This window comes from Candidatus Phycosocius bacilliformis (genome assembly GCF_003112735.1).
GTDB classification, from domain to species: Bacteria; Pseudomonadota; Alphaproteobacteria; order Caulobacterales; family Aquidulcibacteraceae; genus Aquidulcibacter; species Aquidulcibacter bacilliformis.
This window is the reverse complement of sequence record NZ_BFBR01000003.1, coordinates 177199-193362: the sequence shown is the minus strand read 5'-3', so window position 1 is coordinate 193362 and position 16164 is coordinate 177199. Positions and strand designations below refer to the sequence as shown.

The 16164-nt window shown below is 57.6% G+C and carries 16 protein-coding genes; 11 read left to right on the top strand and 5 right to left on the bottom strand.

Annotated elements, in window-relative coordinates; genetic code table 11:
* Positions 1–1812 (bottom strand): aminopeptidase P family protein, encoded by a 1812-nt coding sequence (locus PbB2_RS06425; protein WP_108984487.1) that lies wholly within the window; start codon positions 1810–1812, stop codon positions 1–3.
* Between the two features lie 160 nt (positions 1813–1972).
* Between PbB2_RS06425 and PbB2_RS06420 the strand changes: the two genes are divergently transcribed.
* Positions 1973–3094: a hypothetical protein gene (locus PbB2_RS06420; RefSeq protein WP_133245745.1), complete on the top strand. Its 1122-nt coding sequence runs from the start codon at positions 1973–1975 to the stop codon at positions 3092–3094.
* Between the two features lie 12 nt (positions 3095–3106).
* On the opposite strand, the gene PbB2_RS06415 is transcribed toward PbB2_RS06420, so the two are convergent.
* Entirely contained in the window at positions 3107–3976 is an 870-nt protein-coding gene (locus PbB2_RS06415; protein ID WP_108984485.1) for a 50S ribosomal protein L11 methyltransferase, read from the bottom strand.
* Between the two features lie 107 nt (positions 3977–4083).
* Between PbB2_RS06415 and serS the strand changes: the two genes are divergently transcribed.
* Entirely contained in the window at positions 4084–5370 is a 1287-nt protein-coding gene (gene serS / locus PbB2_RS06410; protein ID WP_108984484.1) for a serine--tRNA ligase, read from the top strand.
* Here serS and PbB2_RS06405 read toward each other — a convergent pair.
* Positions 5358–5780: a DUF1801 domain-containing protein gene (locus PbB2_RS06405; RefSeq protein WP_108984631.1), complete on the bottom strand. Its 423-nt coding sequence runs from the start codon at positions 5778–5780 to the stop codon at positions 5358–5360. The two genes, serS and PbB2_RS06405, sit on opposite strands and share 13 nt — an antisense overlap.
* Positions 5781–5869: 89 nt before the next feature.
* Here PbB2_RS06405 and PbB2_RS06400 point away from each other — a divergent pair, with 89 nt between their 5' ends.
* The 5 genes from PbB2_RS06400 to PbB2_RS06380 all read left to right on the top strand — a co-directional run bounded on the left by PbB2_RS06400 (position 5870) and on the right by PbB2_RS06380 (position 10181).
* Entirely contained in the window at positions 5870–6274 is a 405-nt protein-coding gene (locus PbB2_RS06400) for a DUF4345 family protein (protein WP_108984483.1), read from the top strand.
* A gap of 170 nt (positions 6275–6444) precedes the next feature.
* Positions 6445–7191 carry a hypothetical protein gene (locus tag PbB2_RS06395; protein WP_133245744.1) on the top strand — a complete coding sequence of 249 codons (747 nt, stop codon included), beginning with the start codon at positions 6445–6447 and terminating at the stop codon, positions 7189–7191.
* Positions 7192–7319: 128 nt separating this feature from the next.
* Complete coding sequence (locus PbB2_RS06390; protein WP_108984481.1) at positions 7320–8606, top strand: cytochrome P450; 1287 nt, start codon at positions 7320–7322, stop codon at positions 8604–8606.
* Positions 8606–9307: a hypothetical protein gene (locus PbB2_RS06385; protein WP_108984480.1), complete on the top strand. Its 702-nt coding sequence runs from the start codon at positions 8606–8608 to the stop codon at positions 9305–9307. The genes PbB2_RS06390 and PbB2_RS06385 overlap by 1 nt, the downstream gene beginning before the upstream one ends.
* Before the next feature lie 4 nt (positions 9308–9311).
* Positions 9312–10181 (top strand): S-methyl-5'-thioadenosine phosphorylase, encoded by an 870-nt coding sequence (locus PbB2_RS06380; protein WP_108984479.1) that lies wholly within the window; start codon positions 9312–9314, stop codon positions 10179–10181.
* Between the two features lie 20 nt (positions 10182–10201).
* On the opposite strand, the gene PbB2_RS06375 is transcribed toward PbB2_RS06380, so the two are convergent.
* Positions 10202–10699, bottom strand: a complete 498-nt coding sequence (locus PbB2_RS06375) for a CxxCxxCC domain-containing protein (protein WP_133245743.1) — start codon at positions 10697–10699, stop codon at positions 10202–10204.
* A gap of 73 nt (positions 10700–10772) precedes the next feature.
* A complete protein-coding gene (locus PbB2_RS06370; protein WP_238164891.1) occupies positions 10773–11414 on the bottom strand; it encodes a TetR/AcrR family transcriptional regulator in 642 nt (213 codons plus the stop codon).
* Between the two features lie 156 nt (positions 11415–11570).
* On the opposite strand from PbB2_RS06370, the gene PbB2_RS06365 reads away from it, so the two are divergent.
* From PbB2_RS06365 to PbB2_RS06350, 4 genes are read left to right on the top strand one after another with little or no spacing between them, the layout of a single operon-like run.
* Complete coding sequence (locus PbB2_RS06365; RefSeq protein WP_192576204.1) at positions 11571–12764, top strand: ABC transporter permease; 1194 nt, start codon at positions 11571–11573, stop codon at positions 12762–12764.
* A 3-nt stretch (positions 12765–12767) separates the two neighbouring features.
* Positions 12768–13487 carry an ABC transporter ATP-binding protein gene (locus PbB2_RS06360; RefSeq protein ID WP_108984475.1) on the top strand — a complete coding sequence of 240 codons (720 nt, stop codon included), beginning with the start codon at positions 12768–12770 and terminating at the stop codon, positions 13485–13487.
* A gap of 4 nt (positions 13488–13491) precedes the next feature.
* On the top strand, positions 13492–14778 hold the full coding sequence (locus PbB2_RS06355) for an HlyD family secretion protein (RefSeq protein WP_192576203.1): 1287 nt from the start codon (positions 13492–13494) through the stop codon (positions 14776–14778).
* Positions 14775–16118, top strand: coding sequence for a TolC family protein (locus PbB2_RS06350; protein WP_108984473.1), 1344 nt, complete (start codon positions 14775–14777; stop codon positions 16116–16118). Before PbB2_RS06355 ends, PbB2_RS06350 begins: the two co-directional genes overlap by 4 nt.
* Positions 16119–16164: the final 46 nt, after the last annotated feature.

Genomic DNA, 16164 nt, shown 5'->3' with positions numbered 1-16164 from the left:
TTAAATCGGCGCAGTGGCAGCTTCCAGCCAGATGCGCACATCTCCCTCCACGCGCGGCCCAATCTCGGCCAAAACACGGGCGTGATAGGCATTGAGCCAGTCGCGCTCGGCTGGACTCAGCAGATCGGGCAAAATCAGACGGCGATCAATGGGGGCGAGGGTCAGTGTCTCAAAACCCAGCATGGGCCGTTCACCGCCCGGGATCGGGCTGGCTGGGGTAACAAATTGCAAGTTTTCCGTGCGGATGCCGTAGCCGTCAATCTTATAATAGCCCGGCTCGTTTGAAACGATCATGCCGGGTTCCATGGCGACCTGATTGGGGACTTTGGCGATCCGGTGCGGGCCTTCATGCACGCCCAAATAAGAACCTACGCCATGGCCGGTCCCGTGGTCATAATCAAAGCCTGCTTCCCACAGGCTTAAGCGTGCCAGAATATCAAGGGCTGAGCCCGTGGTGCCCTTGGGAAAGCGCACGCGCGACAAAGCGATGTGGCCTTTAAGCACGCGGGTGAAGCGGTCCTTCATTTCCGGACTTGGATTACCCACGGCAATTGTGCGGGTCACATCGGTGGTGCCGTCGAGATATTGTCCGCCTGAATCCAACAGGAACAAACTATCCTGATCCACAGGACGGTTGCTCTCCACCGTCACCCGGTAATGCGGGAACGCCCCATTCGGACCAGCCCCGGAGATTGAGTCAAACGATAAGTCCTGCAAAGCGCCGGTGGCGATGCGGAAGCCTTCAATAGCCTTGCAAATGTCGATTTCCGTGAGCTTGCCCTTGGGTGCTTCCCGGTCGAACCAGCACAAGAAATTGGCCAGAGCCACCCCGTCGCGGGCATGGGCGCGCTTGGCACCGGCTATCTCGACCGGATTTTTGAGGGCGCGTGGCACAATGGTCGGGTCTTGACCGCGCACGACCTGCGCACCTGCCCCATGCAGAACGTCAAACACATGGGCTGATGACAGACTGGGATCGACCAAGACACGCTTGCCGCTGGTTTCGCGCAAGGCATCCACAAATTCGCTCTCCGCCCGAATGGAGACTTCATTCCCCAAGAATCCGCGCAGGTCTGGCGTGACTTTTTCAGGTTTGACAAACAATTGGGCGGTGCCGTCCTGAGACAATAAAGCACTGCCAAGTGCCAGCGGCGTGCGGGTCACGTCTTTACCGCGGATATTGAACAGCCAGGCCAAAGCAGCAGGGGCAGTCAGCACACTGATGTCCAGTCCGTCCCGCGCCAGTTTTTCCCCGATGCGAGAGCGTTTGGAAGCACTGCTTTCACCCGAGAAGGTCTCCGGATGGGGCACGATTTCGGCGGTAGGTTCCGCAGGGCGGTCAGTCCAGGCTTGGTCAATCGGGTTGGCGTCCAAGGCAACCAATTCCACCCCGGCTTGGGTTGCCGACTCCTTCAGGCGTGCCAGCACATCGGGGGGCACCAGACGGGGATCATAGCCAATCTTCGCACCGGCAGGGGCTTCAGCCTTTAACCAGACTGCTGGACCTTGATCGACCAAATCGCGTTGCTCGAACAATTCGGGTGCGGTTTGGCTCAAGGCCTGCTGGGTGTAGCGGCCATCTGAAAACAGATAAGCCTTGTCTTTCAGGATGATGGCCGCACCTGCTGACCCAGTAAAGCCGGTGGCCCAAGCCAGCCGCTCGGTGCAATCGGGCAGATATTCATTCTGCCATTCGTCCTCATGGGGAACAAACAGGCCATCGAGGCCCAATTGGGCCAATTGAGCCCGGATGAGGGGAAGGGCCTTGCGGCCTTGGTCTGCGCCACCGCGCACGTCATAGGTCTGGAACATGCTTTCAAGCTAAAGCTCATACTGAGGTTGCGCAAGGCAAGCTGCACCCCGATTCACAATTTGTTTGCACCACTTGGGTTAACCCTGCGACCCACGTGCTCAGGTATCGGACAGGTTGTGCGAGAACGTACTTCGATATTGAGATGGTCTTGAGGAAAACATGCGCGGTCTTCGTAGTCTGGAAGCTCTATATAGGACAGCATCGACGAGCCGTGTGCTGAATCTCTATAAGGTTTGGCAGGATTGTCACGAAGAAGACGAGTATCAGGACAAGCCATTTTTCCAAGACCCGATGCTGAACCGGGCGATTTTCGTCAAGCATCGGCTGCGGCCGGACGAGACCTATTTGATGCCACGTTCCAGTCCGGTGGCCACCAAGATTATCTTCCCATTCGACAGCACAACCCTGCGCACAGGTGGCCAGTCCATCATGATTGGGCAATCGGGTTACCGTCAGACTTTGATCGATATGCTGGGGGGCGAGCATCGCTATCTCGAGCGAGACCTGCAATTATTATGGCTGATGTCGCGCTTGCCGTCGCTCGATCCGTTTTTGCTCAAGGAAACCTTGAGCCGACATGATTATGACCCTGCAGACTGCTATTTCGCCATGTCGACTGCCGACATTGCCAAGATGCGCACCTTTGCGGCCGAACAAATCCGACAGCTGATCACTTTGGCGTTCGCAGGCCCTGGCAATCAGATGAGTGCCAGCATTATGCGGATGGTTGATGCCATTCTGACCAAGGATACAGAATCTCGTCTCGATCCGCTGCGCATTACCTTGGGTCTGGATGGCGAGCAGTTTGAAGACAGCATCTTCAGTTGGAAAGGCTTTCTGTATTTCAAATGGCAATTCCGCTCGAGCATGAGCAAGATGCAGGTTCTGGCGGTCTCCATTGATCGCGTCAGCCTTGAAGGGGCACTCGACAAGACCCTCGACGCCAATATCAAGTCGCTAAAGGTTCGGTTGAAAAAGGCGATCCAAAAAGCAGCCCGCAACTGTGTGGCGATTTTGGGCCTTTATGATGATGCCTTCAATGATCTGGTTGAGCATGGCAATGCCTCTGCTTTCCGCAAATTCTTGCTGGAAGCCCCGCGCTTGTTTATCGAGCTTGGCCACAGCATGGGTGTGATGAACCATATCACCAGCTTTTGGGAATATCGCTTCCCTAACCCAAACCGGCCGCATATGCAGGCGTCAGAGTTTCACGAGATGCTGACAGAGTTCCTGACAAGTCTCACCGAAACCAGTTATGACGATCTGGCCCGTAAAGCCTGATCCGGGCCAAACCTATAGAGCGGCCCGACGTGGTCGGACATAGGTCAGGGTTGACCAGTTTTCTTTCCGATAGCGATGTTCAAGTACGAGCCCGCGCTGGCTGTAGGCACGTCGGATGGCGGGTTCTTGATGGGTCAAAAGGCCCGAAAGAATGATCCGCCCTCCGGGCTTGACCACGCTGGCGAGGTCGGCAGACAAGCGCACCAAGGGCCGCATCAAAATATTGGCAAACACCAGATCATACGGGCCTTGCGAGCGGATCAAGGCGCGCCGGACGCCATTGGCAACATAGGTGCGCACCGCAGGCCGCACCCGGTTTAGCTTTGCATTGAGGCCTGCGATGTAATTGGCGCGTGGGTCGATTTCAGTGCCGACCACCACACGACTGCCAGTTTTGGCCGCCCCGATCGCGAGAATGGCAGAGCCCGTACCCACATCCAGCACCCGGGTCGGGCGCACACCCCGTGTCAGCAACCGATCAAGACCAAGTAGACAGCCCGAGGTTGTTCCATGATGTCCCGTGCCGAACGCCTCGCCGGCATCAATCACGATTTCGATGCTGCCATTGCCTACTTTGCCAGCATCATGGCTGCCCACAACCCGGAAGCGACCAACTGGCACAGGCGGCAGGCCGTCGAGCGACATTTTCACCCAATCGGCATCTTCCAATGGGGCAATGCGGGCGTCCAATTCCGGATCGGCCAGCGCGATGGCCCCCACCCCGGCTTGCGCGCCTTCGAGTGTATAAGCATAGGCTTCAAGTTTGAACTGACGTCGCTCAAGCTCCCACCAGCCGACAGCCCCAAAGCCGCCAATGGCGTCAAGTAGTTTGGAAGCGCCTTCGATGGCGGCGCGCGGTCCGGTGGCGAGAATGAGAAACATGGCGGGCAGATAGAACCCAGCGTCGGCTTTGTCGAGGCCTGCGTCCGGCGTCTTTCAGGTCGGCTCAACCCACGCTAAGAGGACCCGATCAGTTTCAGAGCCCCATCATGCACGACCTTAAAGCCCTTCGCGACAATCCCGCTCATTTTGATGCCAATTGGGCACGCCGTGGTCTAGACGCCCAGACCCCGGCTTTGTTGGATATTGATAACCAATTGCGCGCAGCCATGACGCGTCGGATGGAGGCTGAGGCGCAGCGCAATGCCGCCTCCAAAGCCATCGGCATTGCCAAGGCACAGAAGAATGACGCGGAGGCAAACCGCCTTATGGCCGAAGTCGCCGACGCCAAGGCCATGATCGAACAGGCTGGCCAAGCAGAGGCTGCTGCCCAAGCTGCGCTGGACCGCATTATACACGCTTTGCCAAATCTGCCTGATGCAGCCGTCCCGGACGGTGAAGATGAGACCGGCAATGTGACCATTAAGACGTGGGGTGCCTTGCCGCAATTTTCCTTCCAGCCCAAGGATCATGTCGCCTTGGGTGAAGCTTTGGGCGGGATGGATTTTGAAGGGGCCGCCCGCATGTCTGGCGCGCGCTTTGTCGTTCTGCGCGGCCAATTGGCCCGGCTGGAACGGGCTCTCGGCCAATTCATGCTAGACCAGCATACCGGGCAAAACGGCTATGTGGAGACCAATGCTCCCGTTCTGGTGCGTGACCATGCTTTGTTCGGCACCAGCAACCTGCCGAAATTTGAAGAGGATTTGTTCAAGACCACTGACGGGCGCTATCTGATCCCAACCTCAGAAGTGTCGCTGACCAATCTGGTGCGCGAGCAAATCCTCGATGATGAACATTTGCCCATCCGCATGACGGCCTTGTCACCCTGCTTCCGCTCAGAAGCCGGCAGTGCCGGTCGCGACACGCGTGGCATGATCCGGCAGCATCAGTTCTGGAAAGTTGAACTGGTTTCGATCACCACACCGGAAACCTCTGATGCTGAGCATGAGCGCATGACCACCTGCGCAGAAGGCATACTTGAAGCATTGAAACTGCCCTATCGGCGGATGCTGCTGTGCGCTGGCGACATGGGTTTTGCCGCCCGGCGCACCTATGATCTGGAAGTTTGGCTTCCGGGCCAGAATGACGGGGCAGGAGCCTATCGGGAGATTTCATCCTGTTCAAATTGTGGGGATTTCCAAGCCCGACGCATGGATGCCCGTACCCGCCCAAAGGGCGAGAAGGCAACCCGCTTTGTCCACACACTCAATGGTTCGGGCCTTGCTGTGGGCCGCACCTTGGTGGCTGTGCTAGAAAATTATCAGCAAGAAGACGGCACGATCAAAGTGCCAGACGTGTTGATCCCCTATATGGGCGGGCTGACTCACATCGGATAGGCTTGGGCCATGGTCTGAAAGCTCAAAGCGACGATGTCTTCCAGTACTGCCAGATCAATGTCGGACAATTTGTTGATGTAAAGGCAGCCCTTGCCGGTGCTGTGTTTGCCGAGTTTGGCCAAGAGCTGATCGGCCCCCGTGCGTTCGAGATGCAGATAGAGCACCAGCTTGGCCTTGCGCGGTGAAAAGGCAACACGCGGTGCTTCTCCCTCGCGACCGCTGTCATAGCGGTAGTGATATGTGCCAAAGCCAATGATCGCACTGCCATACATATGCGGCGCTTGCCCACTGGCGCGTGCAAACATTGCCACCAATTGTTTGGCTTCATCCTGACGGGCCACCGGAGAAATCCCGTCCACGAATGCCAGAACTGCTGGGTAGGGTGTCAAATCGAGAAGTTTTTCCGCCATCATCTGCACCTGGGTTGGAGGAATTTTTACCAATGGACCCTATATCATAGTCAGACATGTTTTGACCCCGCTTATTTCGAGGCCGACCGATGGATGACATCATCTACTTTATTTCCGCTGGAACATTGGCGTTTGGTGTTGGTCTGGGGATTAAGGGCATGTTCGATCCAACTTGGGCGGGCCGGCTAGTTCGATTGCAGCCAGAAAATGGCCAGCCTGAAGGCTATTCAGAATTCCGAGCCACCTTTGGCGGTATGTTCCTTGGTTTGCACCTGTCAGCCTTGATCTGTTTGGCACTTTGGCGGGAGCCGGTTGGTGTTGCGGCCTGTGCGATCTTGGCTGCAGGTTGGCTGTTCACCGCACTTGGCCGTTATCTTTCTTTCAGCTTGGATTCTCATACCCAACACAGCCATGTGGTTCGATCGGTCGCGATTGAAGTGATTATCGGGCTTGCCATCGCCGTCTGGCCAATCACACGTGTGATCGCCAGCTAAACTTCTGCCCACCAAGCAGTCGCAATCTTACATCATTGTAAGTGGCGTTGTTGGTCGAAATGCGACACATGAGCCGTGGGTGAGGCGAGACGGTGCGAGAGCCAGTCGGCACCCTCAGCCGATATTGGCAGGCCTGCGCGGCCTCTGGCAGGCCTCTGGGGAGATACTTGATGTCTAAATTGCATGATTTGACGTGGATGGCTGTGGTGGTTGCGGCCGCGAGTTTGGTGTCGACCTCTGTCATGGCAGATCCAGCCCCAACCCGGAATGAGCGAGCCCAAGCAGGCAAGCTCTTGCGGATGCCCGACATTGACTTCAGATTTCAAGCTAAGCCGATTAGCTCCAGTCAGCCGGGGGAATTTGTCAAGAATGGCAATGTGTTCGCGCGTTTTGACGTGACCACCGACAAGACCGCCCGTCTTAAAGTCGACACCATTCCGCGGCGTGGCAGCTATCCTCAATCTGTCCCCACCGGCACGGTCTTGTTTCAAGTTCAAGTTGATAATGGTGTGGCCTTCTGTACGCCCATGCAGCCTGATCAGGGCGTGCGGCGCGCGCAATGCTTCCGTGACCTCAATGATGATGGGAATTTCGACGCCGGTTATGTGACTGAAGACGTGCGGCTCGGTCGCACCATTTATGGCGGTCGCTTGCAAGGCCTCGCACCCATTCCCCCAACCCCGTATGAATTGGGGCCGGGTGATCTGATGCCAGCCGAACCCCTCGACGTTGTCCTCCGCAATTCCTTCGCAAACACCGTCTATTTCGACTATCGCCTCAAGGGTGCCAAGGTCGCCAGCGGGCAATGCACTTTGGGCGACGACAAAGTGTGTGAAGTCTTTGGTACGCGCTATGTCGTGTCGATTGAGACGGGGGGCGTACGTGTCGTCAATTCTCTGCCCCGCGAACCCAGTTAAGCAGGTCGGAGCGATACGGGTTGTGACATCTTTTTGTCGGCCTGTGCCCTTGACCCTTGAGGGGAGGGCAGTCACATCGTGCTGACAAAAGCGGTCCGGCCTGTACCGGACGTCAGGGAGCATGAGCCATGTCGCACGATCCGATCCTACCAGACGACCTTGCCCGCGCGGTTGTCAGTCCAAAGACCTATGCGGATCAGTCCTATATGGATGCAACATTTGCGCGGATCCGGGCGGACTACCCGCTGGCCAAGACCCAGATGGACGATTTCGCGCCGTTTTGGTTTGTCTCCAAACACGCTGATATTCTTGAGATCAGCCGGCAGAATGAACTGTTTCTCAGCGGCGAATTGCCCACGACCCTGACCACCAAAACAGTTGATGCCAAGGTCCGCAAGCAAACAGGTGGCTCGCCCCATTTGATCCGCACCTTGGTGCAGATGGATGCACCCGACCATCCCAAATACCGCATGATGACCCAAGCTTGGTTCATGCCGCAAAACTTGCGCAAACTTGAGGATCAAATCCGCAAAATCGCCCGCATGTATGTCGACCGCATGGCTGACATGGGTGGCCAATGCGACTTCCTCAATGATATCGCGCTCTATTTCCCGCTCCGCGTCATTATGGAAATTTTGGGTGTGCCTGAAGTCGATGAGCCACGCATGCTCAAGCTCACGCAGGAATTGTTTGGCGCGCAGGATCCTGAGATGAACCGTTCAGGCGGGGAATTGCAGGACGAGCAAAAGGCCTTGGCCGACATTCAGGCTGTCCTGATGGACTTCTTCATGTATTTTAATCAGATCACCGAGGCCCGCCGCGCCAATCCCACCGAGGATGTCGCCACCGTGATCGCCAATGCCAAGCTCGACGGCGAGCCGATCGGGGCGTTTGAAGCCGTGAGCTATTACACGATCGTAGCTACCGCCGGCCATGACACAACCTCATCATCAACCGCTGCGGGCATGTATGGTCTCATTGCCAATCCTGAACAATTTGCCTTGGTCAAAAAGGATCCCAGCTTGATCGCAGGCTTGGTCGATGAATCGATCCGCTGGGCAACCCCGGTGCGCCACTTTATGCGCTCAGCCACGGCGGACTATCAATTGCGCGGCCAGACGATCAGAAAGGGTGACTGGCTTATGCTGTCCTATCCCTCTGGCAATCGTGATGAAGAGGTGTTTGACGACCCATATGCTTTCCGCATCGACCGGTCGCCCAACAAGCATTTGGCTTTTGGTTATGGCGCACATTTGTGCTTGGGTCAGCATTTGGCCAAGCTTGAAATGCGTATCTTCTGGGAAGAATTGCTGGCTCGCCTCAAATCGGTCGAATTTGCAGGCGAACCCAAGCTCTCAGAAGCTAATTTTGTCGGTGGTCTTAAAAATCTGCCGATCCGCTATGTGATGGACTGATGAAACGCATTGCCTCTCTGGTCGCGGTGGCGGCCTTGGCATCAGGGCCTGCTGGTTGGGCCCAAAGCCAGACTGTGACGCCTGATCCTGCCCAAGTTCCCGCGCCTGCTGAGGTGACAACACCTGCTATGCCGGAAGTGACGGTAAATCTGGGGCGCAAGCCAGCCGACACACCGCTTTACGCGCCTTTAGAGACTAAGCGCTTCGAGCTTCCCCCGGTCGTGGATCCCACCGCACCCGCGGCACCATTGGCCCCGGATATGACCAGTATTGTCCCGCCCGCTGCAGGACCCGCTGTCCCCGAGATGCCCGCCGGACCGCTCAGCAAGGAAGAGATTGCCCGCCAGATTGCCCCTAATTTCAACGTGGCAACCGATTATACGCGCTTGGTGCAATGCTATGGTACGGCGGACTTCATGGGGGCGATCACCCGGATCCAGGCCAGTCGCCCCGGTGCGCCTGCCCAAGTTGTCAATGTGGCGCGCGAAATCATGGCCTTGAGCGATGCGATGCAGCCCATGGTGCTGGCGGCCTCGACCGTGCGGGGTGAACCGCGTTTCCGCGCTGACTATGATGCTTTTGCCCGCCAAGGGCAGCGCGAATTGGCAAGCTCAAAAAATCCAAATGCCCTCATGCAGCGGCGCTTGGCCACATTAGAAGCGTGCCGCAAGGATATTGTGCGCTGGCGCAAGGAAGGATGAGAACGTGTCAGAATGGGTGCTTGGGGTCATTGGTGGCTCGGGTCTGTACGACATTCCGGGCCTGACAGGGCAGTGGCGCACGATCGACAGCCCATGGGGTGAGCCCTCCGATCAGGTGTTCGATGCCGAGCTTGATGGCCAGCGCGTTGTCTTCCTGCCCCGGCATGGCCGCGGGCACCGGATTTCACCTTCCGACCTCAATAGCCGGGCCAATATTGATGTCCTCAAACGGGCAGGGGTGACCGACATTTTGTCAATTTCTGCGGTGGGATCGCTTAAAGAGGAATTGCCACCCGGTCATTTTGTTGTGGTCGACCAATATATTGATCGAACTTTTGCGCGTGCCAAAAGCTTTTTCGGCACGGGCCTGGTGGCCCATGTCTCGGTCGCCCATCCGATCTGTCCGCGCTTGGCAGGGCTTGCAGCCGAAGCGGCACGTAAGGCAGGGGCCGATGTCACCGAAGGCGGGACCTATCTGGTGATGGAGGGGCCGCAGTTTTCGACTTTGGCTGAGAGTAATCTCTATCGATCCTGGGGGTGTTCGGTGATCGGCATGACCAATATGCCAGAAGCCAAGCTCGCCCGTGAAGCCGAATTGCCTTATGCGGCAGTGTGTATGGTCACCGATTATGATTGCTGGAATGAGGATCATGCCGCGGTAGAAGTGTCAGCCATTTTGGAAGTCATGCATGCCAATTCGACCAAGGCCAAGACATTGGTGGCTGAAATGGCGCGGCGTTTGAAGAACCTTCCTCGGCCCGCTTCGCCCATTGATACGTGCCTAGACTATGCCTTGATCACCGCCCCAGAGGCGCGCGATCGGGAGTTGGTGGCGAAATTGTCGGCGATTGCCGGTCGCGTTCTGTCGACTTGAGGACAGCGCGCCGCGCGGTTCTACTGTGATCCATCGCCCGTCAAAACGCGCTGGGCCTTGGCCATGGCGCGTCGTGCAAGATGATAGACACGGGCTGCCCCTTCGTCATAGCGCACCGTGACTTTGGCCGTCTCGCCATAGGTCGCCTTGAGAAAATTATAGATCAGGGCTTCGGCCTTTTCACGTGGGCCTAAGAGTTCGTCTGAAAGTGGGCATTCGGTGCGGCTGTGGTAGGTGGCGTAAACCTCGCCTTTGCCCTCAAACACATTGCCGATGGTATAGGGATACAGATCACAATCCATCGGGCGGGTACCATAGGCTTGGCAGTGCCCATCCCAATTCGGACATGGCCCTTTGCCATGCGACGATAGCTCATAGAGCTTGCCTTTTTTCACCACGGTCAGATGGTCGCTTTTGCCGGCAAACAAGCGCGAGAATTCGTCCTCATTGACCTTAAGGCCATGCAGTTCGCGACAACAGCTTTGTTGGGTTGGGCATTTCAAGCAAGGGTTCGACACGGGATGTTCCTCGGCCACTTCCTTCGTTTATAGTGATCAAGCGTGAAATGCCGGTTAAGTTCGACGTGCTTTCTCAGCGCGGCGTTTTGGCATAGCCGCGCAGGAAAACTTGGACACAGGAGGCCACAAACGTCGTGAGCTCGGCCTCATCAACGCCGCTCGCAATCCCTAACTCTTGTTTGTAGCGAAACTCACCTTGAACCATGGCGATAAACTGTACCGCTGCCCGATAGTGGTCATCGCAGGCAATTTCGCCCCGCTTGTTGGCCAAAGCGAGGGCATCTGCCAAGATTTGTGTCGACCGATGGACAACACGCTCGAAAAAAGCGCGCGGCAATTCTGGTCGCGTCGCCAAAGCCTGCATCATCACACCATGAAGGGCTGAAATCTCAGGCTCCAGCATCATGGTGACGAAATCAACACCCAGGCGCAACAGGGTTTCAGCCAGGGGCTTGCCCGCCTCGGCTTCCAGCATCGCCCGCTCATAAATCTGGTTGCAGCCCACACTCATGGCTGCAACGAACAACTGATCCTTTGACTTGTATTTGGCGTATAAAGTGACCTTGGACACACCAGCACGGGAGGCCAAAGCGTCCATGCTGATCCGGTCATAGGGATGTTCAAGAAAGGCCGAACGTGCCGCTTCGAGGATTTTGGCCTCTTTGGCGGGATCAACCGGACGACCCAAGCGACCTGAAGGGCGCTGCGCATTCATACCGTTCGGTAGATTTTCTGTCTCATCCGCTATTGACATACTGAACCGTTCAGTTAAGTAAGGTGTTTTTACTGAACTTAACAGTTCGGTATATAAATTTCCAGTCCCCTTATGACCGCCTGTTTGTTCCGGTCGCCAGCCACCAGGAAATCCATGATGAGCGGGAAAGTACCGCCAAGTTCACACAATGATGCGCCGACCATGCTTGGTATGGTCGCGATTGCGCTTAAGATGTTGATGGGCGATCCAGTCAAATATTTCGGCTTGGTGTTCGGCATCGGCTTTTCCACCTTGCTGATGAGCCAACAAGCTTCGATCTTTGTTGGCTTGTTGACCTGGGGTGCCAATCCGGTTCTTGACGTGCGTCAGGCACAGGTCTGGGTCATGGACCCACGGGTGAAGCAGCCGGACCAGGGTCAGCCGATGAGCGACCAAAGTCTGTATCGTGTCCGATCAGTCGATGGCGTGGCGTGGGCGGTGCCGTATGCACGCTCCACCGCGACGGTGAAAACAAGCCAAGGCAATATCGCTGCTATCACTTTGGTGGGCGTCGATAATCAGTCGATGGTCGGTCTGCCAGAAGACAATCTGGCCAATAGCATGGCGGCGATCCGTGGCCGCAATGCCGCCATTTTGGATGCCAACAAGATCAATCTGATCTGGGCTGATGGCCGTAATCCGATCGGGGAAGTGGTTGAGATCAATGATAATCGGGTGGTGATTTCCGGTCTCACCACAGCTTTGGCCAATTTCAGCGGTCTACCAACGCTTTACATGAAATATACTGATGCCATCGCCATCACTCCGCCGGAACGCAACAAATTGTCTTTCGTGCTGGTCGGTGCAAAACCCGGTGTGGAGCCTGAACAACTCGCGCGCCATATTACCGAGGTCACCGGGCTCAAAGCCCTAACCCGACAGCAATTTGCCGCCGCAGGCACGCAATTCATCGTTGAAAACACCGGCATTCCGATTTCGTTTGGTGCTGCCATCGGACTGGGCATTCTGGTGGCTGTGGTGATTACCGCTTTGACGCTGGCCATGTTCGTGGCCGAGAATCTGAAGAATTTTGGCGCGCTCAAGGCGATTGGCGTCACCAATCAGCAAATCCTCCTCATGGTTTTGAGCCAAGCCTTGCTGGTCGGCTTCATCGGCTATGGCATTGGTATCGGGGGCACGGCGGCTTTCTTGTATTTCGGCCAAGCAGACCCCAGCCTGCGCGGGTTCAAAGCCTTGGGCGAGATTGTTTTCGGCTCCGCCGTCCTGGTCATGCTGATTGTGGTGGGCTCGGCCTATGTCAGCGTCCGCAAAGTCCTCAAACTTGATCCGGCCGTCGTTTTCAGGGGCTAGACCATGACTCCCACTTCCTCCCAAGCCGCCATCATTGATCAGGTAATCAAGGAGTTTCCCAGCGGGAATGACGTGGTTCGCGTCCTCCATGGCATTTCCATGGGGATCGACTATGGCAAAATGACCATGTTGGTTGGCCCATCGGGTTGCGGCAAGACCACAGTCCTGTCGATCCTGTCGGGGACGTTGTCAGCTACCTCTGGCACTGTGACGGTGATGAATGAGCGTCTCGACCGGCTCAGAACGGATGATCTGGTGCGCTTCCGCCGCCGCAAGATCGGCTTTATCTTCCAGCAATATAACCTCATTCCAACGCTCAGCGTGGCCGAAAATGCCGCCATTCCGCTGATTGCAGACGGGGTTGCCTGGGAAGATGCGCTAAACCAATCTGGTCGTGTCCTGACGCATCTGGGGCTTGGTCCACATCTGGCCAAATTCCCCCGTCAATTGTCAGGCGGTCAGCAACAGCGCGTCGCCATCGCCCGCGCTCTGGCACATAATCCCGCCCTTGTGGTGTGCGATGAACCAACAGCCGCACTTGATGCCGCTTCTGGACAGGCGGTCATGGCACTCCTGGATGAGGCCGCCGACGATCCCAAGCGCGCGGTTCTGGTTGTCACCCATGACGACCGCATTTTCTCCTTCGCCGATCGCATCATCCGCATGGAAGACGGCCGTGTGATCGACGATGGGCTCTCATCATCTCCTCCCCAAAAGGTCTGAAACCATGAAAGTCACACCTCAACTTCTGCGTCGCCTTGCTCTGCCAATCGGGGCTACTGGTCTGATTGGCTTTGCGATTCTCACTCTGTCCCCGCCGGATAAGGCCGGGGCCGCACCACCAGCAGCCCCGGCAAGCGCCCCTGAGTCCCAAGGCTCTGTTGTTGCTGCCCTTGGCCTGATCGAACCCTCCAGCGAGGTGATCGAGGTTGGATCTGAGCTCTCCGGCGTCGTCCGCGAGGTTTTTGTGAAGCCAGGCGATCAAGTTGTAGCCGGGGCACCTTTGTTCCGGCTGGATGATCGGGCTTTGGGGGCCAATCTTGAGGCCCAGCGGGCAGCGGCCGATCAGGCGCGTGCCAATAGCGCGGCCAGTGCAAGCCGGGTGCCGGGTTTACAAGCCAATGCCGCCAATGCGGCTGCAGGTATTGCGCAAGCTGAAGCCGGTGTTACCACCGCACGCGGTACCCTGACCCAGGCTGAAGGTCGGTTGGCAAGTGCGCGGGCGGCGGCAGATGCGGCACAATTGGCGTTCGCTGATGCCCAGGCCCGCCTTGGTCTTTATACCAATTTGTCTGACCCACGCGCTGTCTCAACCGATGAGCGGGATCGCGCCCGCTTTGCCATGGAACGGGCCAAGGCTGCGGCCGATCAGGCCCGCGCGGCAGTGATTGAAGCCGAAGGCGGGCTTCTGGCGGCCCGGGGTGGCCTGGGTGATGCCCAAGCCCGTCTTGCAGCAGCCCGCGCAACCAGTGCCAGCGCCCGTGCATCGGTGAGTGAGGGTCAACAAACCGCGCTGGCGGCCCGTGCCGGGGCTGCCCAAGCTCAGGCCCAAGCCAAAGTCGCAGCGACCGACCTCGACCGTTTGACAGTGCGCGCACCGATTGCCGGCCAAGTGCTTCGGCTGAACATCCGGGTGGGAGAGTTTGCCAGTGCAGGCCCTCTGGCCGACCCGCTGGTGGCGATGGGGGCCGTCAACCCGATGCATGTCCGTGTTCAGATTGACGAAGAAGATGCCGCCCGTGTGGCAGCCGGTGCGCCGGCGCAAGGCAGTCTGCGCGGTGACGCCACGCGTCGCATCCCGCTGACCTTTGTCCGCTTTGAGCCGCAAGCCTTGCCGAAGAAGAACCTCAATGGCGGGGCTGAGCGGGTGGATACCCGCGTGGTTGAGGCGATTTATGCCTTCAATCCGGCTGGCGTTCAGGCCTTTGTCGGCCAGCAAATGGATGTCTTCGTCACCGCTCGGCCCATCAAACGGGCTGAGACCCTTAAGCCAGCAGCGGGGAATGGCAAATGAGCCGCCGGTCCTTTTCCGCTGTAACCGCCCTCGCCGCGATGACCCTCATGTTGGCAGGGTGTGCGACCTCGCCTGTGGCCAACGCTGAAATCGCCGCGCGGCAAAGCCTGCCAGACAGCTGGCAAGAGGCCCAAAATCTGCCTGCTCTGATTGTCACGCCCGACCCGGTCCTGACAGAATTGTTTGCTCGTGTGGCCGAGGGTCCAGATTTGGCGATTGCCCAAAGTCGCTTGAAGGAGGCCGAGGCGCGGCTGATGGTAGCCCGTGCAGCACTCTTGCCCAATCTTACCCTCACGGCGACCACCACACAAAGCGAAACAGATGGCGCAGATCAGACCATCAACAAGGTTGGGGCGGCTGGTTTGACTGTACCGATCGACCTGTTTGGTGCCAATCGCGCCCGGTCTGGCGCGAGCCGCGCCAGTCTTGAGGCAGCCCAATTGGAAGCGCGCCGTACGGCCAGCCTGACCCGCAATACTCTGGCCCAACTCTATATCAGTTATCGGGCTGCGCAGGCCCAAGTGGCTGTCACCGAAGCCAGCCTTGCCAGCGCCAATGAGAGCTTAAATCTGGCAAAGGCCCGTCAGGCTGCCGGCCTTGAAACCGGACTGGGCGTGGCACAAGCCACCAGCAATCGCGATGCAATTGCCGCCCGCCTGCCATCATTCCGTCAAGCCCAAGTTGCTTCCCGGCTTGGACTAGAGGCTCTGATTGGTGATAAACCGGGCAGTCTGGCGATATTGTTGGCCCCTGTGGCGGCAATTCCACAACTTGACTCCCGTCAGGCGGTTCGCAGTCCCCAGGATTGGTTATCGGCGCGCCCCGATCTTGTCGCCGCGCAATGGCGGTTGCGGGCAGCTGGACTTGATGCGCGCGCCGCTTTCCGTGACCGTCTGCCCAGTTTGTCAATTACCGCTCAAGGCTTGACGACCGATGCCGGGGCGGGCGCTTGGGTGGCTTCCAACAGCGTGGCAGGCACGGCCGCCATGACCCTGTTTGATTTTGGTCGCCTGCGTGGATTGGCTAAATTGGCAGGTGCGCAGGCTGAGACCGAAGCCGCCAATTACCAAAAGACGGTTCTTGATGCGATGGCGGATTTGGAGACCCAAGCCTCCGCCGTTCGCTTGGGCGAAGTCAGTGCTGCGGCCCAAGCTGCCAATGTGGCATCCGCTTTGGATCAGGCCAGGCTGGCGCGCGTGCGCTACACTTCTGGCCTATCGGGCTTTTTGGATGTCTTGACCGCAGAGCGGGCTGCTTTTGACGCACAGAGCGCGGAAGTGACCGCCAAATCAGAGGCGGCAAAGGCCCAATTCGCCTTTGCGTTGGCGCTTGGTTTGTAATGTGTCAGTTGTGTCACGTTTTTGTGACACAAGGCTTTGCATCGAA